This window comes from Chryseobacterium sp. CBTAP 102, assembly GCF_003201365.1.
Lineage (GTDB): Bacteria > Bacteroidota > Bacteroidia > Flavobacteriales > Weeksellaceae > Chryseobacterium > Chryseobacterium candidae.
In genome coordinates this window covers 35,920-59,252 of record NZ_QICX01000012.1, presented here as the reverse complement: position 1 = coordinate 59,252, position 23,333 = coordinate 35,920, and the positions used below count along the sequence as shown (strand labels likewise).

Genomic DNA, 23,333 nt, shown 5'->3' with positions numbered 1-23,333 from the left:
AACCCAGATAAAAAAAGAGAAGCAATACTTAATTGCTTCTCTTTTTTAACATATTATTAAGAATTTTATTTCTTCTTATTTCTTTGCTGCTCCTGAGCTTTTTGCTGTTCCTGTGCCTTCTCCATCATTTCTCTCATTCTCTTCTGGAACTTACCTTCTGCTTTTGGTTTTTCCTTGTTAGACTGAATCTGGGCATGGATTTTCTTTTCATCCAAAATCACATACTTAATAACAAGGATGATCAGAATATTAATCGCATTCGATACAAAATAATACCATGAAAGACCTGAAGCCGAAGTATTAAGGAAGAACAGGAATGTAATCGGGAAGATATACATTAACACCTTCATGTTTGGCATTCCTTCCTGCTGCGGCTGCTGCATATTTCCTGAAGTCATTACAGTATAGATCAAGATAACAACCGTACAGGCTAAAGCAAAAATACTTAAGTGATCTCCAAGGAAAGGAACTTTAAACGGAAGTTTGATCAAATCATCATAAGCTGTCAAATCTTTTGCAAACCAGAACCCTTGTCCTCTAAGATCAATAAAGTTCGGGAAGAAACGGAATAAAGCATAGAAGATAGGAATCTGAACCAACGCCGGTAAACATCCCGCCATCTGATTCACTCCGGCTTTTCTGTACACTTCCATAGTAGCCTGCTGCTTTTTCATCGGATCTGCATCCTTGAACTTCGCATTTACCTCATCAATTTCCGGACGAATTACTTTCATCATTGCACTCAATTTATGCTGCTTATACATAATTGGTGAGAGGATAAGCTTTACGATGATCGTCATTACGAAAATTACCCAACCAGCAGATAATCCCCACGCAGCAATAATGCTGTATAACCACATGAAGAAATAACGGTTCATGGCTCCGATGAATGACCAGCCTAACGGAAGAATTTCATCAAAGTTTTTATCATAGGATTTAAGCAATGGTAAATCCAATGGCATGAAATACCAAGTAAAATCCTGATTCAGCTCACTTCCGGTCATCTGAACAAAACCTTCGTAGTTGAACTTCTTTAAATATTCTCCTTCTTCAACATTTTCCTGGTTTCCTTTACTTTGAGTAAATCCGTTTTTAGCTTCAATGACAGAAGAGAAAAACTGCTGCTTTACACCAATCCAGTTAAGGGTTTCTTTTTCTTCTTCCATAGTGGTTCTTCCATCATAATCATAATCTTTATAATTATTGAAAGCATAAGAAAATTCTGAGTGAGACTGCTCCTGTGCTCTACCCTTTTCCAGGTTTCTTACATTATAATCCCAGATAAAATCTGCTTTATTATCAGAAGTAATTTTAGAAAGTCCCTGAGTTCTTACTTTAAAGTCTAAGGTATATTTTGGTAACAGTGTATAAATGAATTGAATGACAGCACCATTATAATCTGCAGTTAAGGTAACAGCGTTTCCGTTAACAGCAGGTGAGAAAACTAAATCTTTAGTATTAACAATCTTCCCTGTTTTATCTTTAAACTGAAAACCGTAGTTCGAGTTATTCTTGTTAATAAGATAAAGCGGCTGATCTGCATTGTCTGTTTTATGGTTGTAAGCTTTATACTTTAAAAGCTCTACTTTGGAAACCTGTCCTCCTAAGCTTGAGAATTCAAGTTTTAATTCATTATTTCCAAGACTTGCTGTCTGAATTGCAGTAGGAGTTACATTTGGATTGATATTGCTTGCCTGAGTTTGCTTTACGGCATTTTTAGCCTGTTCCGTTTTCTGCTCCTGAGCTTTCAACTCCGCTTCTTTCGTTTGTTTGTTCTGGAAGTAGAACATAAAACCGAAGAGAACAAGGCATAAAACCGCGAAACTAATCATTTGCTTCTTATCGATTCCGTTGTTTTGTTGCATTTTATTTTATATTAAAATTTTAAATTTAAAATGTACATACTGGCGTACGTAATTTGAGCTGACAAAAATACTGTTTTTTTATCAAAACTCTATGCTTTACGTTGTTACTATATAATAAACTCAAGCTGAGAATAATCAGCCTGAGTTTATGGGTAGACGTTTATGATAAAATTTTACCTTATTTCTTTTCGCAAGCCTTGATGAAAGCTCTGAATAAAGGATGCGGTGTTGCTACCGTACTCTTATATTCCGGGTGATACTGAACCCCTACATAGAACGGGTGATCAGGAAGTTCCAGGGCTTCTACCAAACCTGTTTCAGGGTTAGTACCTGTAGCCAGGAAACCATTTTTTTCAAATTCCTGAAGATAATCACTGTTGAATTCATAACGGTGACGGTGTCTTTCAGAGATATTTTTGCTTCCGTAGACATCATATAATTTAGAACCGTTTTTCAAAGAACATTTCCATGCTCCAAGGCGCATTGTTCCTCCTTTATCTACTACATTTTTTTGTTCTTCCATCAAAGAAATTACAGGATCCGGAGTAGCCGTATCAAATTCCATAGAGTTTGCTTTGGTATATCCTAAAACATTTCTTGCAAATTCAATCGTCATAATCTGCATTCCTAAACAGATTCCCAACATTGGAATTTTATTTTCTCTTGCATATTTTGCGGTAAGAACTTTTCCTTCAATCCCTCTGTCTCCGAAACCAGGAGCTACAAGGATACCATTCACACCTTTCAGTGTATCTTTAATATTTTCTTCCGTAATATCTCCACTGTAAACCCATCTTACTTTTACTTCAGTTTCAAGGTCAGCTCCTGCATGTTTGAAAGCCTCAGCAATAGAAATATAAGAATCCTGAAGGGAAACATATTTTCCTACCAATGCAATTTCAACGGTTTTCTTAGGGTTCTGGAATTTTTTAAGGAAACTCTTCCAGTCTTTAAGATCAGCATCTTTATCACTTTTCAGATCCAGCTCTTTTAAAACTACATCATCAAAGTTTTGTTTCTGAAGATACATTGGAACTTCATAGATGGTTTCAAGGTCTTTACATTCGATAACGTTATCTAAAGGAACGTTACAGAACTGAGCCAGTTTTGCTCTCTGATCTTTAGGAATCTTATGTTCTGTTCTGCACACTAAAACATCTGCCATAATTCCGCTTTCCATCAACTGACGAACGGAGTGCTGGGATGGTTTTGTTTTTAATTCTCCACTTGAAGCAAGATAAGGCAGTAAAGTAAGGTGGATCACCATAGAATTACTCTCTCCCAGCTCCCACTTTAACTGGCGAACAGTTTCAATGTATGGTAAAGATTCGATATCCCCTACCGTTCCTCCGATCTCAGTAATGATGATATCGTAGTTCTGTTTTGAAAGGATTTTAATTCTACGTTTGATTTCGTTAGTAATATGAGGAATTACCTGAACTGTTTTTCCAAGGAAGTCTCCTTTTCTTTCTTTTTCAATGACAGTCTGGTAGATTTTTCCTGTAGTAACGTTGTTGTTTTGGGATGTAGGAGCATCAAGGTAACGCTCGTAGTGGCCTAAATCCAGATCTGTCTCCGCACCATCTTCAGTCACATAACACTCTCCGTGCTCATAAGGATTCAAAGTTCCTGGGTCGATATTGATATAAGGATCTAATTTTTGGATCGTTACATTAAAGCCGCGTGATTTTAGTAGAAGTCCCAGAGAAGCAGAAACGATTCCCTTTCCCAAAGATGAAGTTACACCTCCTGTCACAAAGATGTACTTTGTATTCTTTTTACTCATTAGATTAGGTTTGTGCAAAGTTAGGGGAAAAAGAAATACAAAGCAATCTTTTACATTTTGAAAATGATAAAACATCCCTCAAACAATTATAAAACCTAATAAAATTTTTATCTATATTTGATATAAGCAAATGAAACAAAGCTATGATCAAAAGGATTTTATCTATCAACGAAAAAGGTTTTCCGCTCCAATGGAAAACCTTTTTATAGTTTATATTCTGAAATATTATTGCTTAGTCAGTTCAAAGTAAGCCGTTACTTCAACATCTTTTGCGATTCCTGCTCCTGACGGATCATATTTGATACCATAATCCAGACGGTTCACGGTAAATTTTGTCTGAATCCCCATAATCTCTTTTCCGTCTTTATTTTTTGTAATTCCTCCAAACGTAACCGGAGCAGTGATTTCTTTTTCCACTCCTTTCATCGTCAGCTTCCCTTTTACAATGTAGTTGTTGTTCTTATCTTTTGCAACAGAAGAACTTTTAAATTCAATCGTAGGATATTGGGCAACATCGAAAAACTCTTCACTGATAAGATGTCTGTCTCTCATATCCACTCCGGTATTAATGGAAGGGACACTGATAGAAAAGCTTACATCGGCATTATCCAGATTAGCGCCTCCTGTAGCTGCTTTTCCGTCAAATTTATCAAACCTTCCCTGTACAAAACTAATCCCCATGTGCTTGATATTAAAGTTGACCGATGAGTGCATCTGGTCTACCTGCCAGGTTCCCTGTGCAAAAGCAACGATATTTAAAAGCGTAAATACGAAAGATAAAAATACTTTTTTCATTGTAATGATATTTTACATTAATATTTTAATTGAAGAAAGCTAAGATAAGAAAGATATTTCTACCGCAGACGTATTAGTTTTTTATATTAAATCCATTTAGATTCCGAAAGAAAAATGCTTTTTTTATAACTTCGCAGTATGGCAAAACTGAAAACAGCATATTTCTGTCAAAACTGCGGAACCCAGTACCCTCAATGGCTGGGACAATGTAAAAACTGTGGAGAGTGGAATACTTTAGTAGAAGAAGTTGTAGAAAAACCTTCTCACAAAACTCCTCCTTTCTCAAAAACCAAACAACATGTTATCAATATTGTTGAAGTGGAAACAAGTGAGGAACCAAGGATAAAAACACCTTCTGAAGAACTGAACCGTGTCTTAGGAGGCGGTATCGTTTTGGGTTCTGTGACTTTGATTGGCGGCGAACCCGGAATCGGGAAATCGACCCTTCTGCTTCAGCTTGCTTTAAAAATGAAGAAAAAAATCTTCTATGTTTCCGGGGAGGAAAGTGCTTCTCAGATTAAAATGAGAGCGGACAGGCTTACTGATATTCAGAATCCGAACTGTTTTCTTTTTACTGAAACTTCACTGGAAAAAATCCTTCATGAAGCAAAAAAACTGGAGCCTGATTTCATGATCATCGATTCTATCCAGACTCTGCAGTCTCAGCTGATAGAAAGTTCTCCGGGAACCGTATCCCAAATCCGGGAATGCTCCAATGAGATCATCAAATATGCCAAAGAAAATAATACTCCGGTATTTCTTGTAGGCCACATCACCAAAGACGGACAGATTGCCGGACCAAAGGTTCTGGAGCATATGGTGGATGTTGTTTTGAATTTTGACGGAGACCGAAATCATCTTTTCAGATTATTGAGAGCCAATAAAAACCGTTTTGGTTCTACTTCCGAAATTGGAATTTATGAAATGGTTTCCCAGGGATTGAAAGAGATTAAAAACCCTTCTGAAATTCTGATCACCAAAAAATTTGAAGAACTTTCCGGTAACTCCGTTGCGGTAACCCTTGAGGGAAACAGACCTATGCTGCTGGAAATTCAGGCATTGGTAAGTACGGCCGTTTATGGAACTCCACAGAGAAGCTGTACCGGTTTTGATTCCAAAAGACTGAATATGCTTCTGGCCGTATTAGAAAAAAGAGCAGGTTTTCAATTGGGAGCAAAAGACGTTTTCCTGAATATTACGGGCGGAATAAAAACAGATGACCCTGCACTGGACCTGGCGGTCATTGCTTCTGTTCTTTCCTCTAATGAAGATATTGCCATCTCAGAACATTACTGCTTTGCCGGAGAAATTGGTCTGAGCGGAGAAATACGCCCGGTAGCCCAGATTGAACAGAGAATTACTGAAGCGGAAAAACTGGGTTATGAAAAAATATTCGTTTCCAATCTTAATAAAATTCCGAAAAGAAAATTTGGAATCAAGATTGAAGAAGTGAGTAAGATTGAAGATTTTCACGAGAGGCTTTTTTAATGTGAATAGTCAATTTTGCTACGCAAGTCAATAGTCAATTAATATCACGATAAAAAATTAACAAGCGAAGCGAATTCACTTTTCACCTTTCACTATCCACATTTAATTCATACCTTTAAATTATGAATTATCTGGCGCATTCTTTTCTTTCTTTTACCGACGGGCAGATCGTGGGGCAATTTCTTGAAGACTTTATCCGCAACAGAGATCGTTTCTCTTTCCCAAAGGAAATTCAGGACGGAATTACCCTGCACAGAGCAATTGACACTTTTACAGATTCCCATCCGGCTATCCATGAGGCCAAAAAAGTGTTTGCCCCATTGGTAAGATTGTACGCCGGTGCATTTGTGGATGTTTCTATGGATCATTTTGTAGCCAGAGACCTATCACTGAATTCTCTGACAGAATGGAAATCGCATTCCCTCAAAGTTTATCGTGTTTTAAATACCCATGAACAGTGGCTTCCTGAAAATTTCAAAAAGATGCTGGTAAAAATGGAGCATGATGACTGGCTTTATAATTACCGTGAAGACTGGGGAATCAAATTCAGCATTCAGAATGTACTTAATAAAGCAAAATATCTTGATAGGGATATTCCTGTTTTTGAAGCTTTTTTAAAGAACAAGGATCATCTTCAGCAGTGTTATGATGATTTTTTTCCTGATCTGATGGCTCACGCAAAAGGAATCAATACATTGCTTCAGCTGGAAAATTAATATTCTCAGAACTGTTTATAGAGATAGCGGTTAGGATAGATAAGTTTTTCACTGTTTCTTTGTCCGTTTACAATGATATGAACAATATTGATCTGATCATCAAAAAGATTATACAGAAAACTTACCGCGGTTTCTACTTTTTTCGGAGGGGACACAGGTTCGGATTCTAGAAAGATATTTACAGATTCCTGGTCTTCTTCATAGCCAATATAATTTACTTTTAAAAATTTATTATCAACTTTTAGTTTAAAATATTCTGAGCTGTATTTGTGCAGGGCATCATTCAGTTTGGTCTTGTATTTTTCGTCATTAAAATGAAAAGCGCCTCCATATTTTTTTCCCAAGCCATTTTCCAGGTCATCAAGAAAGAATCTTCCGGTCACTTCAAATGTTCTGGATTTTGAATTATAATTAATTTCTACAGAGCCTACGTGATAGGGGTGAAAAGCTTCACTCCCTGTAAAACTCTGAAAAGTCATTATTAATACGAAAAGAAAACTCCCAAAAAACTTACCTGACATGAATCTTATTTTACAGCAAATATAAAAAAAGCAACAGTTTCTATAACTGCTGCTTTTCATTGAATATCATTGACGAAGATTTATTGTTTAATTATTTTTTTTGTAATTTTTGTGTTATCCTCCAGCATTATGGTGAACAGATACGTTCCTTTTATCAGCTCTGAAACATCAATTTTACCTGAATTAGTATTCACATTTACGGTTTTAATCAATTTTCCTGAAGCATCATAAATGGTTACCGCCCCTTTAGAGTGTCTTCCCAATATCACATTAACAAAATCTTTCGCAGGATTCGGAGTGATATTCACTTCTGAATTCATCTTAACATCGGCTGTGCCTAATGTTGTTCCTGTTTTAACAAAATATCCCCCGAAACCTGTTGCCTGGAAACTGACTTCCCAGTATTGATAGGTATCATTCCAAATAATATCTGCAATATCAGGAGTAATAATTGTTGCTGCTCCACCAAAAGAAGCTATGGTACCAGTAGTGCTTGTTCCCGTATATTTTTCAATAAAAAGATTCGCTTTGTTCGCAACATCAGTGGGTGAAGTAGGTAATTTCACTCCATTGGTCAGATTATAGGCATCGAAATCACTCTGCTTGAAATATAAAGTTACTTTTCCGGTAGCCGTAGTAGTATTTGCATCTGAATTGATTTCATATCTTCTTGCAACATAATTGGGCTGTGCATTATCTACCCATACTTTTGATGTCACATTTCCTGTTACTGTACTGGCTGCTTCTTTTTCTATTCTTGAGATAAGCTGGCAGGAATTTGTAAAATAGTTATAACCATTAGCCACCGTACTGGCTTTTGTCTGGTTGGAAGTTGCTAAATTTTTTACTTCAGCAACATTTTCATAAACTACGGCTCTCATTTTAAGATCAAATGTTCTTGAAGTCCATGCAGTACCATCTGTAGAAGTTTTAGACCTGTTATTCAACACCGCATTCTCAGCTTTCATGGCAATCCTTCCGCCTAATCCGTTTACGACGATATAAAAGTCTTTCCCGGTTACCATTTGTACGTTCAGATCTGAAAGATTTACATAATTCCACGTAAATCTTTGAGAACTATTCAGCCATGAAGTAATGGTTTTAGTGGCTATAATATCTCCTGGATTTCCATTGGCATTCACTTTTCTGATTTGAATATCAACAGGAATATCCGAAGGAAGAGAAGTACCCGTTAAAAATGAAAAGCCTCCCAACTTCCCTGTTAATGTAGGCGTATATCTTACTGCCAGGGCAACATTATCAAAGTAATAGTTAGATTCTGTATTGGCAATAATATAAGGTTCATCGTACCCTACTGTTTCAAAATTAGATTTAACACATCCTAATTCATCCGTAACAGCTTTGTAGATATCCAATTTTCCATATCCCCATCTCATATTAGGAACAGTTCCTGTTGCTCCATCCATTCTTGCATTGGAAGTAAGACGTGCTTTCACCTGTGCCGCCGTTAATGAAGGATTAGCCTGAAGCAATAATCCGACAGCTCCTGCTACACCTGGTGAAGACATACTTGTCCCCTGATTTTTCACATAATAATTGGTTCCTGCAATAATATCTGTCGCTCCGGGAGAAGAATCAGCAGATCTGGAAGAAATTACGTTCTGGCCCGAGCCTGCGATATCTGGTTTCTGAAAACCATCTACTCTTGGTCCCTGCGAACTGAATGAAGAGATTGATTCCTGTGGAGTAAGTGTAAAATAACCGCTTGTTCCGCTATACCAGCTTGCTCTTCCCATGTATGAAGCTACTGTAATTGCATTGGAAGCATTCCCCGGAGATCCTACTATATATTCATTATCTCCGTTTTGCAACGTGGTTTGCACTCCCTGGCTATACAGCCAGCCGTGGGTCGTGATCTGCTGTGTTCCGTTATTCGTAATTTCCAATGCATAATTCCCCTGAACATTGGTGGTTCCTGAAGTTCTGGTAACAACCAGCTGAACATACCTTTTGTTGTTATCATTGCTCCAATAGTTATACATGGTTGCTGTAAGGCCTCCTCCCAATATAGTGTGAGCTGTAGTTGTACTGATATTCTGCGTATACTGCTGGCCGTCCGGAGTAGTCAGCTTGGCAGTAACAGGAGTATTATCATTGGCATACATAATGAATGAAAATACCGAAGCTGCAGAAGTATTGCTTACTACTGTAAAATTATATGTCTGTGCCGCACCAGCTGCAATATCTACTTTTCTGTGAAGATTAGCTCCATAATCATTTCCAGCAGAAATCACAACTACTCTTCCCGCTCCTGAAGTGGTGAAATTATTAACTGCTACTTCATGGCTGGAAGTTCCGTCGTGGGCAGATCCCTGTCCGCCGATACTCATATTGACAACGATGGGTTTGTTGAGAGCAGTAGCTACATTTTTGAAATAAGTTAAGGCATTAATGGTATTGGTTGTGGGAAAAGACCCGTTTCCTCCTTTTACAAAAACAATATCCGCATCAGATGAGAATCCCTTATGTCTTTTATCGGTAAAGGCAGCACCATTCCCGGCTGCCGTGCCAGAAACGTGGGTTCCGTGACCATTGGTATCATTTTCACGAACAAAGCCTGTTGGTGTTCCGTCCAGTTCATCTTCAATCTGCGCTCTGGTATATTCTACACCGGTAGAAAATCCTGCGGGAGCAGTTTCTCCCGCCTGTGCAGTTAATGTCTGATCCCAGATGGAGACAATTCTGCTTTTGGTCTGATCATCAGCTTTTCTGAAATCCGGATGTTTCCAGTCTATCCCACTATCATAGATTCCTACCAATACACCAGTACCATTATAGGCTGTGTTATTGAAAACTCCATCCTGCAAAAGACTTGCCCCGGACTGAGCTCTGCTCACATCGTTATGAAGTACATCAAATTCCGGTGCCATTACTGAGGTTACATAGGGAAGCTGAATCAGTCTTTCAATGTCTTCAATAGAGACTAAAGCTGTAGAAAAAGAAGGCAATTGGCTTTGTACCAGAAATCCGTCTTCCTTTAGTTTTTCAGGCTCTTTAGTGTAAACAATACATGAATACATAGTCTGCGCTCCCTTTGAGGTCACCACCAGGTGCTGGTCTAGTTTCATATCAGGACGTTCCAGTTCTTTTACCGCTCTTCCATTAGCAATACTCTCTTTATTTTTCAATAAAATATCAAAACGAGAATCCAGTTTCTGTACCTGCCCGTAAAAAGCGTAGGAATACAATCCCAAAAAGGCTGCTGTAGCATTTCTGAGAAGCTTCGCTCCTCCATATGAAATGTTTACATTTGTAAAAAATAATTTTTTAATATTCATATTATATTTTTAAGCAATACAATTATACAATTTTTATTCAAAACACAAATGACATAAAATATTAACAAATATTGAGTGCTAAAATTACTCAAAATAATAAAATCAATAACAATTTAACAATATATTCAAAATATATTTTTTTTAACCAAAATGCAGGATTTTCTTTTTTATTTACACCTTGGATGGGAACATATTATTTCTCTGGATGCTCTGGATCATCAGCTTTTTGTTCTGGCCCTGATCGCTGTATATTCTTACAGTGACTGGAAAAAAATTCTGATTCTTGTGACCGCATTTACAATTGGACATTCCATTACCTTAGCCCTAAGCATTCTGGATGTTTTCAGGGTTCCTTCTGATTGGGTAGAGTTTTTAATTCCTTTAACCATTGTTCTGACTTCACTGGATAATATTATCATGAAAAATCAGAAACAGACTTTGATGCGGGCCAACTATTATCTTGCCCTGATCTTCGGCCTTGTGCATGGAATGGGATTCGCCAATACAGCAAGAGTAATGATTGCCAAAAGCCAGAGTATAGCTTTACCTCTTCTTGGGTTCAATATTGGTCTGGAGCTTGGCCAGATTGTAATTGTTGCTGCAATTTTAATCATCCTGTTCCTTTCACTCAATCTTTTCAAGGTGAATAAAAAAGACTGGATACTTTTTGTTTCTTCGGGAGTATTTGCTTTATCCTTAAAAATGACTTTGGAAAGAATTCCTTTTTAAAAGTTAAATATTCTTATGAATTCAACAGGTTATTACTATCTTTGATCATTAAAAAATCATTCCGGTTATGAAACTAAAAGTTGTTATACTTTCACTTTCTGTATTTGCATATACAGGTTTCACCGCACAAAATATTCAGAATAATCCGGGCAGTAATCATGGCAACAGGTTTGAGCAGCTGGGAACAATTCTGCCAACACCCAACATCTACAGAACGGCATCAGGAGCTCCCGGACACGGATACTGGCAGAACAGAGCCGATTATAACATTACCGCTTATCTGGATGAAGATAAAAAAAATCTGAAAGGTTCCGAAACGGTGACGTATTACAACAATTCTCCGGATGATCTGGACTATATCTGGCTTCAGCTTGATGAAAACGAGCATTCCAGCATTCGAAATTCGGGGTATGATACTTCATCTGTTCTTCATCCGTCAACAACAGACCAGCAGCTTAAAGTAACTGAACTTCCTGTTAAGGATAACGGGTATGGTGTAAGTCTTGAGAAAGTGACTGATGTTTCAGGAACTCCCCTGAAATATACCGTTAACAAAACCATGATGCGTATTGATCTTCCCAAAGTTTTGAAAAAGGGGGAGAAATTCGTTTTCAAAGTAGACTGGAACTACAATATTCCCAACAGAATCAGGATGGGAGGCCGCGGCGGTTATGAAAACTTCCCTGAAGACGGAAACGATCTGTACACCATGGCACAATGGTATCCAAGAATGTGTGTATATAGTGATTTCCAGGGCTGGCAGAACCATCAGTTTACCGGAAGAGGTGAATTTGCACTTGTTTTCGGAGACTTTAAAGTTTCCATGAATGTTCCTTCCGATCATATTGTTGGAGGAACCGGAGAATGTAAAAACTACGATCAGGTGTTGACATCTGATCAGCTGTCAAGATACAGAAAAGCTGAAAATGCTTCTGAACCTATTGAAATTGTAACATTGGATGAAGCTAAAAAGGCAGAAAAAAATCATTCAAAACAAAGAAAAACATGGGTTTTTGAAGCAAAAGATGTACGTGATTTTGCATGGACTTCTTCCCGAAAATTTGTCTGGGACGGAATGCGCGTAACAATTCCAGAAAATAATAATAAAGTAATGGCCATGAGTTTCTATCCCAAGGAATCTTATGGTCTTTACAGAAAGTTTTCCACAAAAGCAGTTGCTCATACCATTAAAACCTATTCGGAATTTACGATTCCTTATCCATACCCTGTAGCCCAATCTGTAGAAGCAGCAAACGGAATGGAATATCCGATGATCTGTTTCAACTTCGGAAGAACGGAGAAAGACGGAACCTATTCTGAGGGGACCAAAAACGGAATGATTGGAGTAATCATCCATGAGGTTGGTCATAACTTTTTCCCTATGATCATCAATTCTGATGAAAGACAATGGGCATGGATGGACGAAGGTCTGAATACCTTTACAGAATATCTTACGGAAGAAAAATGGGATAATAAATTCCCATCCAAAAGAGGACCGGCATGGACGATCGTAGATTATATGAAACTCCCGAAAGATCAGCTGGAACCCATTATGAGCAACTCTGAAAATATTGTTCAGTATGGTCCGAACGCCTATTCAAAACCCGCCACAGGACTGAATATTCTTCGTGAAACGATTATGGGAAGAGAGCTTTTTGACAAAGCTTTTAAAACGTATGCTAAAAGATGGGCATTCAAACATCCTGAACCTGCTGATTTATTCCGTACCATGGAAGATGCCAGCGGTGAAGATCTTGACTGGTTCTGGAGAGGATGGTTCTACGGCACAGATCCTGTAGATATCGCTATTGATAAAGTAACGGCAGCTGTTCCAAACCTTGAAACGGATCCAAAAGCAGCTGCTGAAATAAAATATCAGGTTGAAAAACCTTTGGTAAACAGTTTTGAAGACCTTTCAAAAATCAGAAACAGAGAAGATAAGAATATCAAATTCTACGTAGAGGGGGACAAAGATCTTCAGGATTTCTATTACAGATATGACAGAGGCCAGGAAAAGCTTGATAATAATAAGCAATACACCATCAAAACTGAGGCTGGTCTTCCTTTAGATACCAGGGATAAAGAGAAATTCAAAAATATTACAGCATATCAGATCGATTTTGTAAACAAAGGTGGTCTGGTAATGCCTATCATTCTTGAATTCACTTTTGAAGACGGCTCAAAATTATACGATAAATCTGCAGCACAGATCTGGAGACTGAATGAACAAAAAGTTTCCAAAACCTATTATTTTGATAAGAAATTGAAATCTATTCAGCTTGATCCCATGAGGGAAACTGCTGATATTGATACTACCAATAATTTCTGGAGCAGCACCGGAACGGGTACTGAAACTTCAAAATTCCAGCTCTTTAAACAAAAACAGGAAGGCGGAAGTGTAAGAGGAGGCTCAACCGGAAAGGTTAATCCAATGCAGGCTGCAGGAAAAAGTTAACATCAGGAAGTTGTAGACTTTAACAAATACAGCACTGCTTCGTATTAAAAGATGATAAGAATAATTCTTTTTAATACGAAGTAGTGTTTTTTTTTGCTTACAATCTATCTAGTCAAAAAGTTCAGAGATCAATTGCCCTTCCTTAGACAGTGGTCTTATCATAATTATCATAAAGCCGGAAGTGTCCGTATTTTCTATTTATATTCTCAACCTCAGGATTTCGAACAAAAGCCATTAACAACTGATAACCAAAATTTTATTAAAAAAAACACCAATAAAATATATCACATAACAAGGAAAAACAATATCTTTGATTCACTTCTTTTACACCAAATGTCAAAATCCTGATTGACTTTAAATGCTCAGGATGTACAACCAAAATATTTTTAACTATGAAAAATGCCAAAGTATTAAGCAGAGATGCTCAGAAATCTATCAATGGCGGAGCTGCAGGACGTTTTTGCTGCGAGTACAATTACAAAGGACAATGTATTCTATGGATCGGTCCGGGGCAGTATTGTCCGTAATCCGTTACTTGACAACCATTTAAGATAAAGCCGGAAATTTCCGGCTTTATCTTTTTAACTTAAATGTTCTTTTACATTCTTTTTACAGGTTCTCCCCAAAGGAAGTTCTTCACCTTTTTTAAAAAAACATGGCTGGAATTATACGAATTAATATGTTCTGATTATAGGAATTTTAGCGATGAGATTTATCGCGCAGGGGTTTGTTTGTCTCACACAGGTATTTCCTTTCCTGGAAACGGCCGCTTTTATTGTGATTGCTATTTTAGGAATCAAACCAAGTATGTCTTTATATGATCACTTCTACCCTGCTGCGGTATTTGCTCATTTTTTAGCCAGCCATACTATGGAAATTTTAGTTTCCGCTATTACCTTTCTTTTGTTTATAGTACCCATAGCAACGAGTTATCTTTTCGGATTCCCAGCCCGCAAGAAATAATTTTTCTGCCAAATTTTCACATTCACAAATAAAAATCTGCCATTTCAGCCAGCAGTGTCTTATGGCATACATTTAGAGAATTACAAGACAGAATAATTAAAAAATAAATAATATTATGTCAGTAAACTTTAAACCATTGGCAGACAGAGTTCTGGTAGAGCCAATCGCAGCAGAAACTAAAACAGCTTCAGGTATTATCATCCCGGATACTGCAAAGGAAAAGCCGCAAGAAGGTACTGTAGTGGCAGTAGGTCCCGGTAAGAAAGATGAGCCTACAACAGTTCAGGTAGGTGACAAAGTTCTTTATGGAAAATATTCAGGTTCCGAATTAAAATTGGAAGGGAAAGATTACTTAATTGTAAAGGAAGGAGATTTATTGGGAATCATTGGGTAAAATGCAGTAAGCATTAAGCTATAAACAGTAGGCAATGAGAGACTACAAAAAATATGATACCTGGAAAATTGCCCATGAACTGGTAAAAGAAATTTATATTATTTCTGAAAATTTTCCTAAGTCTGAACTTTTTGGTCTTACCTCTCAAATAAGAAGAGCAGCAGTCTCTATTCCTACCAATATCGCAGAAGGTTGTGGAAGATCCACAGAGAAAGAATTTGCAAGATTTTTAGAAATAAGTATAGGTTCCACAAATGAAACGGAATACCTTCTTTTACTTTCTTGTGATTTAGGATTCACTTCTGAAGATAAAATAGCAAATCTTAATGCAACACTGAATTTAATCAGACAAAAACTTATACAACTCAGAAAAAAATTATTAAATAATAATTAATTGCTAAAGGTAAAAGCTTATTGCTTAAAGCCTATAGCCTAAAGCTTAAAATTATGGCAAAAGAAATAAAATTCGATATTGAATCAAGAGACGCTCTGAAAAGAGGAGTTGACGCATTGGCTAATGCAGTAAAAGTAACTTTAGGTCCTAAGGGAAGAAACGTAGTGATCGAAAAATCTTTCGGTGCTCCACACGTAACTAAGGATGGTGTGTCTGTTGCAAAAGAAATCGAACTTGAAGACAGAGTAGAAAATATGGGAGCGCAGATGGTAAAAGAAGTGGCTTCCAAAACCAATGATATTGCAGGTGACGGTACTACTACCGCTACTGTATTGGCACAGGCTATCGTAAGAGAAGGTCTTAAGAACGTAGCTGCGGGTGCTAACCCAATGGATCTTAAAAGAGGAATCGACAAAGCAGTAACTGCTGTTGTTGAAAACCTTAAAACACAGTCTCAGGCTGTGGGAGATTCTACAGATAAAGTAAAGCAGGTTGCTTCTGTATCTGCTAACAATGACGAAACTATCGGTGCTTTGATCGCTGAAGCTTTCGGAAAAGTTGGAAAAGAAGGTGTAATCACTGTAGAAGAAGCTAAAGGTATCGATACAACAGTAGATGTTGTAGAAGGTATGCAGTTCGACAGAGGATACCAGTCACCTTACTTCGTGACGAACCCTGAGAAAATGTTAGCTGAACTGGAAAACCCATATATCCTTTTAGTAGAGAAGAAAATTTCTTCAATGAAAGAATTACTTCCGGTTCTTGAACCAATTGCACAAGGTGGTAAATCTCTATTAATCATTTCTGAAGAAGTGGAAGGAGAAGCTTTAGCTACTTTGGTAGTCAACAAACTAAGAGGTTCTCTTAAAATTGCTGCAGTAAAAGCTCCGGGATTCGGAGACAGAAGAAAAGCAATGTTGGAAGATATCGCAATCCTTACAGGCGGACAGGTGATCTCTGAAGAGCAAGGTTTCACTATGGAAAACATCTCTTTGGATATGCTTGGAACTGCTGAGAAAGTAACGATTGACAAAGACAACACTACAGTTGTAAACGGTGGTGGTGACGAAGCGAAAATCAAAGGAAGAGTAGCTCAGATCAAAGCTCAGATGGAAACTACAACTTCTGACTACGACAGAGAGAAACTTCAGGAAAGATTAGCTAAGTTAGCTGGTGGTGTTGCCGTACTTTACGTAGGTGCTGCTTCTGAAGTGGAAATGAAAGAGAAAAAAGACAGAGTAGATGATGCCCTACACGCTACAAGAGCAGCTGTAGAAGAAGGTATTGTTGCTGGTGGTGGTGTTGCTTTAGTAAGAGCAATTAAATCTCTGGAAAGCCTTTCTGGTGCTAACTCTGACGAAAATACAGGGATCAAAATCGTGAAAAGAGCCATCGAAGAGCCATTAAGACAAATCGTTGCCAACGCAGGTGGTGAAGGTTCTGTAATCGTTGCTAAAGTAGCAGAAGGTTCAGGAGACTTCGGATACAATGCAAAAACTGACGAGTATGTAAACATGCTTGAAGCAGGAATCATTGACCCTACTAAAGTAACAAGAGTTGCCCTTGAAAACGCAGCTTCCGTTTCCGGAATGCTTTTAACAACTGAGTGTGTAATCACTGAAGTGAAAAAAGATGAACCAGCTATGCCAATGGGTGGTGGAATGCCAGGAATGATGTAACGGTCAGCGACCGAGGCAAATTAATATACTAACCGTTCTGCTTTTGTAGAGCGGTTTTTTGTTTTCAAAATTTGAATTTTCATAAAAAACATATCATTGTATTAATATATTTTGTAGATTTAGTTATTAACTGTTATTTATAAAATTCACAATAATGACAAGATTAATTGGAATAGCAATTGATGAATATGAAGACAAATCAATTAAAAATCTAAATAATTGCAAGAAAGACATACAATCAATAATAGCATCATTGACCTCAAAGTTTGTTTTTGATGAAGTAGACTTATTTTCTGAAAAAGAACAAACAACTAGAAGTTCTTTATATAATAGTTTATATGACATACTTATTAATTCGCTAGAAGAAGATCGAATTTTAATTATTTTTGCTGGGCATGGTGAATATAACACAAAAACAGAATCTTCATATTGGTTATTAAATGACTCACTAAGACATGAGACGACTTCATGGTTTAATGTTAATGAATTATTAAACCTCTTGAAGTACTCTCCTGCAAAACATATTGCAATTATCTCAGATAGCTGCTTTTCTGGAGCAATATTTGAAAATGAAAGAGGTGGAGGATATGAAGCCTTAACATCAAAAAGGTCAAGATTTGCTCTAACATCTGGCAGTATCGAAAAAGTTAAAGACGGAAAGCCAAATGAATCAAGTCCATTTGCACTAGCTTTAAATAATTTTATAAATAAATTCAATTCTGATAAATTAAGTATTAATGAACTTGGAGAAAAAACTTTAATAGAATTTAGTAAGTACCACCATCAAACTCCTTGCTTCGGTCCCTTATATAACTCTGGCCACGAAGGAGGATCTTTTATATTAGAATCAATTACAAGTATGGATAAATTCCAAGACTTAAATCTATCTTTAGACATCCATAAAGATATTAAGATTGATTATGATTTTAAAATTCCATTAATAAAAAAAAATGATGCATTCAATTGCGATTTCATTAATAGTTTTATAACTCAAAAAGGTTATTTAATAGTCAATGAAGCCAGAATCTACTTCAAAGAAATGGAAGAATACTTTATTGAAAAAGCTAAGGAGGAAAATCCTTTTTTATTAGAAGTAGGGTACCAAATTCAACTTTTTAATGAAAAATTTTTAAGTATTACAATTTCCAGATTTGATTATTTTGGTGGCGCTTATCCTAATAATTATATATATACTTTAAATTTCACATTCAAACCTGAAAGATTTTTAAACTTCTACGATTTAATAGATTATTCAGAATATGGGAATTTACAAGAGTTCTTATCAGTCAAAATTGATAAACATGCAGACAGTGATTCAAAAGATATTCTCCATCAATACCTAAAATATGTAAGGGATAATGATTTAGATTTTACATTTGACGAAAACACCCTCACTATTTACTTTATGAAATATATGCCTAGAGTTGTAATGGCATCAAGTTTCTTAGAAATTCCAATTGATGATTTAATTTTTAAAATATAATTTACGCAAATTAACAGTTTAATCATCATTAATCTAAAAAATAAAATTATGCATCCTTTAAATTATAAAAAAGAAGATTTAGATAAAATTTTAAATCAAAAAATTGAAGTTAAATACAAAAATTATCAAAGAGAAATCGAAACAATCAAAGGCTTTTTAATAAGATATGACTTAACAAATCTTGGAGATATTCTTCCACATACAATTACTCTTGATTTGGGAAGAGAAGAAAGAACAATAAATATGTTTGATATTGAATATTAGTAAATGAATGATTAACTATATCAAAAGAAATGTTTATACAATAATATTTCTTCTTCTTGCTGTTCTTATTTTAATTTGCTTTTATTTTGATTTACTAAAAAAAGAGTTAATTATTACAACTTTAGGGGTCTTAGTTGCACTATATATAGGTTTACAAAAACAAAAAAGTGATGATGATAATTTATTTAAGAATCTGTTTGAATCATTCAATGAGAAATATGATTCTGAGCTGAATGATTTGATGAATACTTTAAGGATTGAAACAGAAAAAGAATTAAACAGAAGAGAAGTTAATCAAATTATTGACTATTTTAACTTATGCGCAGAAGAGTATCTTTGGTACAAAAAACGCAGAATTCCTAATGATGTTTGGAAAGCTTGGAAAAATGGAATAATTGAAAATTTAAAAATACCTCAAGTTAAAAGTATTTTTGAAAGAGAAATAGCTTCAAAAAATAGCGAATTATCTTATTATGGTTTAATTGAAGAATTAAAACAACATTGTTAATCTACAAGCGGAAGTTAAGTAAACAAAAACCAACAGTAATAATAAACACATTTATGAATATAAACTTGGATTCTATATCTCTAATAATTAGAAAACTTGAAGAATTAGAACAAAATTTTCAAGAGAATAAAGCCTTAATTTTAACTGAAAATGATTTAAAGTGTCAGCTATTCAGATTAATTTATGATTTGTTCCCAGTCAGTCAGGAAACATTTACACCAGATATTAAAGGATGTGCTGTACATTCGGAAGTGAAGTTCTTTGATGAAGACGGTAAACTGACTTTAGTTCCTGACTTAATAGTTGTAAACACTTCAAATATTAGCATTTATCATTCAACGGAATATAAAATTGTAAAACATATACCAGTTTATAATAGTAATCCTTCTAAAAACTTCACGATTGCTGGTGGGGCAATACTAATTGAACTTAAATTCTGTAGGGATAAGAATGGAATTAATGATACTGATATTTTTAACTATCAACAAGATGTTGATAAAATGATTAGATTAAAAGAGATTATTGAAAATAAAAATAATGGTAACGAAAAGGTTTATGGGATATTTGTAGCATTTAATAAGACAAACCTTGGGGAAGATAAATTTCAAATTTTTAAAGATTTAAATAATAACGATGACGAAATTAAAATATTTTATGGAACAGGAATGGTAGACTTTGCAAATAGTACTAAAAATCCATTTAATTATATAGATGATCAACTTTAATCCATAATTCTACTCAGAGAGTACTTTACTTATCTAATTCAGAATAATATTCTTCAAAATCAAAAACGATATCAAATAATTCTTTGGGATGTATTCTTAGTCCAGTTGCAATTTCAATAAAAGTACTGAGTTGACAATCAATCTTGTTATTAGCAACATCACTGATTCTTGCAGCAGTAACATTACATCTTTCAGAAACCTTAGAATAAGGAGTTTCTCCTTTTATTTCTTTTATTTTTTCTGAGACCATTCTTTTGATTTCATCAGTCTTAAACTCGTTCATAATCGCACTGTTTAGTGCAAATTGTAATTATTGGCATAAATTATCATTACCGAATTCGGTAACATTGAAATATTTTTATTATATTTGTCTAAACATTACATCCGAAGATGTAATTTTGCGATACTTCAAAGAAAAAAAGAAGCTATTGCTTAGAATCTCGATCTGAAAACTGGTACTTTAAAGCAACGAGACGATAAGCAGGAAGCTCACGACCTAGGCGTGGGCTCTCTTATCTGTTGCAGGGTATACCAGTACCTCAGATCGGATATTGTAGAGTCTCATGCCGTTTTTATTTTCATGCTGTTCTGCTTTTCTACAATCATCTTTTTCTAAGCCTGCTTTACCACATAAAGTATCATGATACGGTACAATGGGGTGTACAATCCATTGCGGCTTTCGGGCTTTCAGAAAAACACAAATTCTATCATATTACCCTTGGTTCGTATGGGCAGGAAGTTCAGGCATTGCCGGGGCTTCCTCCTTTACAACCAGTAAAAAAACACAAAAACATGACAAAAACCAAAGCAGATATTCAACCCCAGCCCGGGAAAAGCCGAAAAAAACATGGCGGCTTACAGCGGATGGAGACCTTCTTCCGGTTCAATGATCTGGAAACCTCCAAAAAGAAACTCAACAGCATTATGAATCATGCCATAAAAAGAAATAGCTGGATCAAAGAAGATCCGTCCGTTATCTATCACTTTCACCAGTGTATGCAGTCGTTTGTACAGGCAGGCTATCTCATGGCACTGAAGGAAAAGAAACAGACCTTCAATATTCATGTTGAAGAGGTCTATCCTCCTTTTCTTGGCTTGCTGTCTGAGAAAGAATACCAAAATCCTCTGCTGGTCTTCAAAAAAGCATTCAAAGAATACAGCGTACAGGAATTTAATTATTTTTTGTCCGGGATGGTCTATTTCTCCCTCAGGGTTTACCACAACCTGCCGGAAAGGAATATCATCAGTCCGTACCTCCATCTGACCAAAATGCTGGATGCAGCGTACCTTATTCTTGAAAGAAGAGGAAAACAGTAAAGCTTTAAAAATTAAACTGAAAAAGGGTTTTGACGGTATTCGGATCAGATTTAAACTCAACTTCGTTTGTCATTTTAAATAGCACTATTGTATATTAGTGCCGCGGGTAAATTTGGATATTATGTATCATTCTATGAAAGCATACAAGATAAACACCATACTAAAAAAATTGTCCATCTAATTGCGTTGTCTGTCCATTTTATAAGCACCTAAGGAGTTGCACCTTTGTATTGTCAATAACGACAATAATTTAAAAAAATAAAAAGATGACAGTATTCACAGTTCCAACAAGAGAAGAAGTAGCCCCGGCTAATCAAGCAATTTTTGACAATCTGAATAAAGCTTTAGGTTTTGTACCCAATCTGTATGCCACTATTGCTTATTCCAAAAATGGTTTGGAAAGATTTTTGACCTATCAAAATGCAAGGACATCACTTTCAAACAAAGAAAAAGAAGCCGTAAATTTAATTGTAAGCCAAATAAATGGCTGCATATACTGCCAAAGTGCTCATTTAGTATTAGGCAAAATGAATGGGTTTAATGAGGAACAATTAGCTGAAATCAGACACGGCAAATCCTCTGACAGCAAGCTGAATGCATTGGTTGCATTAGCTGCCGATATTACGGAGAACAGAGGTAACGCAAGCGAAAAAAATGTAGATGCTTTTTTTTCAGCGGGATATACCAAAGAAAATTTAGTTGACCTAATCCTACAGGTAAGCGATAAAACAGCTATGAACTATTTGCACAATCTTACCAAAGTCCCTGTAGATTTTCCTTTAGCTCCAACAATTTAAAATGAATACATTTGCGAACTAGCTGTAAAGCCGGTTCGCAAATTTTAAACAAACAGGATGGAAAATATAAAACAACACCTGCCTTTATCACCTTGTACCCCAGAAACAGTTCTTCAAAAAGTACAATTGGCAGAAAATGCATGGAATATCCAAGACCCGGAAAGAATATCCAAGGCTTACCCTATAGATGGCCGGGAAAGAAAATCGGCTATTGATGAAAAAAACAGAAAACCAAAGTAATCTTACCTATATATGATGAGTTCAGATACCTATACTTTGATTAATCCGCAAACGGGAAACTTAGCATTTAAAGTTTTTTCGTTGAACGGCAGCAGCCATTTCGACCATATTCAGCGACTTAATTATTACTCATTGATTTGGATAAAAAATGGGAAAGGAATTGCAAAATCTGACTTTTCGGAATACGATTTCAGACCAAGTACTTTGTTTGCATTTTCGCCATACCAACCTTTTATGTTTCAAACCGATGAGCACATACAAGGCGTTGTAATAAATTTTCATCCCGATTTTTTTTGCATTCACAAGCATCAGCAAGAGGTAGCCTGTAATGGTGTATTGTTTAATAATATATACAATCCGCCATTGGTAGATGTTGATGAAAATGCAAACAATACCTTTAACATGTTGCTGGAGCAGATAACAGCTGAAATGCAAAACCCTGCATTGGCTCAATATGAATTATTGGTTTCTTATTTAAAAATATTTCTAATTACTGCATCCAGGCTAAAAGCTGAACAACAAACCGAAATCCAAATGAATCCTAAAGAATACAAAGAACCTTTTATCCTTCAAAATCTTAAAAACTATATCGAAATCCATTTTAAAACCAAGCATTCGGCTAGTGATTATGCAGACTTGCTGAATATATCAACTAAAGTATTAGCTAAAATTACTAAGACCCATTTTAATAAAACACTCACTGATTTAATTTCCGAGAGAATAATTATAGAAGCCAAAAGAGAACTGTATTTAACAAACAAAGCGGTTAAAGAAATTGCGTATGAGCTGGGCTATGCAGATGAATACTATTTTAGCAGATTTTTTAAAAACAATACCGATATTTCACCGCAAGCGTACAGAAATACGGTTGGCTTTGGAAGAGCAATGGTGTAACACAACCTCTTTATCTGATAG

At 36.0% G+C, this 23,333-nt stretch carries 23 protein-coding genes; 17 read left to right on the top strand and 6 right to left on the bottom strand.

Features of this window, described 5'->3' with window-relative positions:
• Positions 1-65 precede the first annotated feature (65 nt).
• The 3 genes from yidC to C8D70_RS15950 all read right to left on the bottom strand — a co-directional run bounded on the left by yidC (position 66) and on the right by C8D70_RS15950 (position 4,446).
• The gene (gene yidC, locus C8D70_RS15960; RefSeq protein WP_110367974.1) at positions 66-1,865 is read right to left on the bottom strand and encodes a membrane protein insertase YidC; all 1,800 of its coding nucleotides are present in this window, start codon (positions 1,863-1,865) and stop codon (positions 66-68) included.
• A 178-nt stretch (positions 1,866-2,043) separates the two neighbouring features.
• Entirely contained in the window at positions 2,044-3,651 is a 1,608-nt protein-coding gene (locus C8D70_RS15955; RefSeq protein ID WP_110367973.1) for a CTP synthase, read from the bottom strand.
• Between the two features lie 225 nt (positions 3,652-3,876).
• The gene (locus C8D70_RS15950; RefSeq protein ID WP_110367972.1) at positions 3,877-4,446 is read right to left on the bottom strand and encodes a YceI family protein; all 570 of its coding nucleotides are present in this window, start codon (positions 4,444-4,446) and stop codon (positions 3,877-3,879) included.
• Positions 4,447-4,584: 138 nt separating this feature from the next.
• On the opposite strand from C8D70_RS15950, the gene radA reads away from it, so the two are divergent.
• Together radA and C8D70_RS15940 are read left to right on the top strand one after the other, a co-directional pair.
• Entirely contained in the window at positions 4,585-5,934 is a 1,350-nt protein-coding gene (radA, locus tag C8D70_RS15945) for a DNA repair protein RadA (RefSeq protein WP_110367971.1), read from the top strand.
• Positions 5,935-6,056: 122 nt separating this feature from the next.
• Entirely contained in the window at positions 6,057-6,650 is a 594-nt protein-coding gene (locus C8D70_RS15940) for an ACP phosphodiesterase (RefSeq protein WP_110367970.1), read from the top strand.
• Positions 6,651-6,655: 5 nt separating this feature from the next.
• Here C8D70_RS15940 and C8D70_RS15935 read toward each other — a convergent pair whose 3' ends face one another.
• Together C8D70_RS15935 and C8D70_RS15930 are read right to left on the bottom strand one after the other, a co-directional pair.
• Entirely contained in the window at positions 6,656-7,171 is a 516-nt protein-coding gene (locus C8D70_RS15935; RefSeq protein WP_110367969.1) for a DUF6702 family protein, read from the bottom strand.
• 80 nt (positions 7,172-7,251) lie between these two features.
• The gene (locus C8D70_RS15930) at positions 7,252-10,470 is read right to left on the bottom strand and encodes a S8/S53 family peptidase (protein WP_110367968.1); all 3,219 of its coding nucleotides are present in this window, start codon (positions 10,468-10,470) and stop codon (positions 7,252-7,254) included.
• A gap of 150 nt (positions 10,471-10,620) precedes the next feature.
• Between C8D70_RS15930 and C8D70_RS15925 the strand changes: the two genes are divergently transcribed.
• The 11 genes from C8D70_RS15925 (at position 10,621) to C8D70_RS15880 (ending at position 20,064) form a co-directional block, all read left to right on the top strand.
• Positions 10,621-11,199 carry a HupE/UreJ family protein gene (locus tag C8D70_RS15925; RefSeq protein WP_110367967.1) on the top strand — a complete coding sequence of 193 codons (579 nt, stop codon included), beginning with the start codon at positions 10,621-10,623 and terminating at the stop codon, positions 11,197-11,199.
• A gap of 67 nt (positions 11,200-11,266) precedes the next feature.
• On the top strand, positions 11,267-13,654 hold the full coding sequence (locus C8D70_RS15920; RefSeq protein ID WP_110367966.1) for a M1 family metallopeptidase: 2,388 nt from the start codon (positions 11,267-11,269) through the stop codon (positions 13,652-13,654).
• 392 nt (positions 13,655-14,046) lie between these two features.
• The gene (locus C8D70_RS21220; RefSeq protein WP_262484577.1) at positions 14,047-14,181 is read left to right on the top strand and encodes a hypothetical protein; all 135 of its coding nucleotides are present in this window, start codon (positions 14,047-14,049) and stop codon (positions 14,179-14,181) included.
• 178 nt (positions 14,182-14,359) lie between these two features.
• Positions 14,360-14,617, top strand: coding sequence for a hypothetical protein (locus C8D70_RS15915; RefSeq protein ID WP_228408046.1), 258 nt, complete (start codon positions 14,360-14,362; stop codon positions 14,615-14,617).
• A gap of 115 nt (positions 14,618-14,732) precedes the next feature.
• Complete coding sequence (gene groES / locus C8D70_RS15910) at positions 14,733-15,011, top strand: co-chaperone GroES (RefSeq protein ID WP_076597733.1); 279 nt, start codon at positions 14,733-14,735, stop codon at positions 15,009-15,011.
• A 34-nt stretch (positions 15,012-15,045) separates the two neighbouring features.
• Positions 15,046-15,405: a four helix bundle protein gene (locus tag C8D70_RS15905; protein ID WP_110367965.1), complete on the top strand. Its 360-nt coding sequence runs from the start codon at positions 15,046-15,048 to the stop codon at positions 15,403-15,405.
• A 53-nt stretch (positions 15,406-15,458) separates the two neighbouring features.
• Positions 15,459-17,084, top strand: coding sequence for a chaperonin GroEL (gene groL, locus C8D70_RS15900; RefSeq protein ID WP_076597731.1), 1,626 nt, complete (start codon positions 15,459-15,461; stop codon positions 17,082-17,084).
• A 154-nt stretch (positions 17,085-17,238) separates the two neighbouring features.
• Positions 17,239-18,567: a PdaC/SigV domain-containing protein gene (locus tag C8D70_RS15895; protein ID WP_110367964.1), complete on the top strand. Its 1,329-nt coding sequence runs from the start codon at positions 17,239-17,241 to the stop codon at positions 18,565-18,567.
• A 48-nt stretch (positions 18,568-18,615) separates the two neighbouring features.
• Positions 18,616-18,831 (top strand): hypothetical protein, encoded by a 216-nt coding sequence (locus C8D70_RS15890; RefSeq protein ID WP_110367963.1) that lies wholly within the window; start codon positions 18,616-18,618, stop codon positions 18,829-18,831.
• A gap of 7 nt (positions 18,832-18,838) precedes the next feature.
• The gene (locus C8D70_RS15885) at positions 18,839-19,339 is read left to right on the top strand and encodes a hypothetical protein (protein ID WP_110367962.1); all 501 of its coding nucleotides are present in this window, start codon (positions 18,839-18,841) and stop codon (positions 19,337-19,339) included.
• Positions 19,340-19,392: 53 nt separating this feature from the next.
• On the top strand, positions 19,393-20,064 hold the full coding sequence (locus C8D70_RS15880) for a hypothetical protein (protein ID WP_146212895.1): 672 nt from the start codon (positions 19,393-19,395) through the stop codon (positions 20,062-20,064).
• Between the two features lie 25 nt (positions 20,065-20,089).
• Here the strand turns inward: C8D70_RS15880 and C8D70_RS15875 are convergent, their stop codons facing one another.
• Positions 20,090-20,347, bottom strand: coding sequence for an XRE family transcriptional regulator (locus C8D70_RS15875; RefSeq protein ID WP_110367960.1), 258 nt, complete (start codon positions 20,345-20,347; stop codon positions 20,090-20,092).
• A gap of 236 nt (positions 20,348-20,583) precedes the next feature.
• On the opposite strand from C8D70_RS15875, the gene C8D70_RS15870 reads away from it, so the two are divergent.
• The 4 genes from C8D70_RS15870 (at position 20,584) to C8D70_RS15855 (ending at position 23,312) form a co-directional block, all read left to right on the top strand.
• Complete coding sequence (locus C8D70_RS15870) at positions 20,584-21,381, top strand: hypothetical protein (protein WP_110367959.1); 798 nt, start codon at positions 20,584-20,586, stop codon at positions 21,379-21,381.
• A 266-nt stretch (positions 21,382-21,647) separates the two neighbouring features.
• On the top strand, positions 21,648-22,178 hold the full coding sequence (locus C8D70_RS15865; protein ID WP_076595060.1) for a carboxymuconolactone decarboxylase family protein: 531 nt from the start codon (positions 21,648-21,650) through the stop codon (positions 22,176-22,178).
• A gap of 57 nt (positions 22,179-22,235) precedes the next feature.
• Positions 22,236-22,418 carry a DUF1348 family protein gene (locus C8D70_RS15860; RefSeq protein ID WP_228408045.1) on the top strand — a complete coding sequence of 61 codons (183 nt, stop codon included), beginning with the start codon at positions 22,236-22,238 and terminating at the stop codon, positions 22,416-22,418.
• A 12-nt stretch (positions 22,419-22,430) separates the two neighbouring features.
• The gene (locus C8D70_RS15855) at positions 22,431-23,312 is read left to right on the top strand and encodes a helix-turn-helix domain-containing protein (RefSeq protein ID WP_110367958.1); all 882 of its coding nucleotides are present in this window, start codon (positions 22,431-22,433) and stop codon (positions 23,310-23,312) included.
• The last annotated feature ends 21 nt before the right edge of the window (positions 23,313-23,333 follow it).

Excerpts from the sequence above, each read along its gene's own strand:
- yidC (WP_110367974.1), bottom strand. The coding sequence starts at position 1,865 with ATGCAACAAAACAACGGAATCGATAAGAAGCAAATGATTAGTTTCGCG.
- C8D70_RS15955 (WP_110367973.1), bottom strand. The coding sequence starts at position 3,651 with ATGAGTAAAAAGAATACAAAGTACATCTTTGTGACAGGAGGTGTAACT.
- C8D70_RS15950 (WP_110367972.1), bottom strand. The coding sequence starts at position 4,446 with ATGAAAAAAGTATTTTTATCTTTCGTATTTACGCTTTTAAATATCGTT.
- radA (WP_110367971.1), top strand. The coding sequence starts at position 4,585 with ATGGCAAAACTGAAAACAGCATATTTCTGTCAAAACTGCGGAACCCAG.
- C8D70_RS15940 (WP_110367970.1), top strand. The coding sequence starts at position 6,057 with ATGAATTATCTGGCGCATTCTTTTCTTTCTTTTACCGACGGGCAGATC.
- C8D70_RS15935 (WP_110367969.1), bottom strand. The coding sequence starts at position 7,171 with ATGTCAGGTAAGTTTTTTGGGAGTTTTCTTTTCGTATTAATAATGACT.
- C8D70_RS15930 (WP_110367968.1), bottom strand. The coding sequence starts at position 10,470 with ATGAATATTAAAAAATTATTTTTTACAAATGTAAACATTTCATATGGA.
- C8D70_RS15925 (WP_110367967.1), top strand. The coding sequence starts at position 10,621 with ATGCAGGATTTTCTTTTTTATTTACACCTTGGATGGGAACATATTATT.
- C8D70_RS15920 (WP_110367966.1), top strand. The coding sequence starts at position 11,267 with ATGAAACTAAAAGTTGTTATACTTTCACTTTCTGTATTTGCATATACA.
- C8D70_RS21220 (WP_262484577.1), top strand. The coding sequence starts at position 14,047 with ATGAAAAATGCCAAAGTATTAAGCAGAGATGCTCAGAAATCTATCAAT.
- C8D70_RS15915 (WP_228408046.1), top strand. The coding sequence starts at position 14,360 with ATGAGATTTATCGCGCAGGGGTTTGTTTGTCTCACACAGGTATTTCCT.
- groES (WP_076597733.1), top strand. The coding sequence starts at position 14,733 with ATGTCAGTAAACTTTAAACCATTGGCAGACAGAGTTCTGGTAGAGCCA.
- C8D70_RS15905 (WP_110367965.1), top strand. The coding sequence starts at position 15,046 with ATGAGAGACTACAAAAAATATGATACCTGGAAAATTGCCCATGAACTG.
- groL (WP_076597731.1), top strand. The coding sequence starts at position 15,459 with ATGGCAAAAGAAATAAAATTCGATATTGAATCAAGAGACGCTCTGAAA.
- C8D70_RS15895 (WP_110367964.1), top strand. The coding sequence starts at position 17,239 with ATGACAAGATTAATTGGAATAGCAATTGATGAATATGAAGACAAATCA.
- C8D70_RS15890 (WP_110367963.1), top strand. The coding sequence starts at position 18,616 with ATGCATCCTTTAAATTATAAAAAAGAAGATTTAGATAAAATTTTAAAT.
- C8D70_RS15885 (WP_110367962.1), top strand. The coding sequence starts at position 18,839 with ATGATTAACTATATCAAAAGAAATGTTTATACAATAATATTTCTTCTT.
- C8D70_RS15880 (WP_146212895.1), top strand. The coding sequence starts at position 19,393 with ATGAATATAAACTTGGATTCTATATCTCTAATAATTAGAAAACTTGAA.
- C8D70_RS15875 (WP_110367960.1), bottom strand. The coding sequence starts at position 20,347 with ATGAACGAGTTTAAGACTGATGAAATCAAAAGAATGGTCTCAGAAAAA.
- C8D70_RS15865 (WP_076595060.1), top strand. The coding sequence starts at position 21,648 with ATGACAGTATTCACAGTTCCAACAAGAGAAGAAGTAGCCCCGGCTAAT.
- C8D70_RS15860 (WP_228408045.1), top strand. The coding sequence starts at position 22,236 with ATGGAAAATATAAAACAACACCTGCCTTTATCACCTTGTACCCCAGAA.
- C8D70_RS15855 (WP_110367958.1), top strand. The coding sequence starts at position 22,431 with ATGATGAGTTCAGATACCTATACTTTGATTAATCCGCAAACGGGAAAC.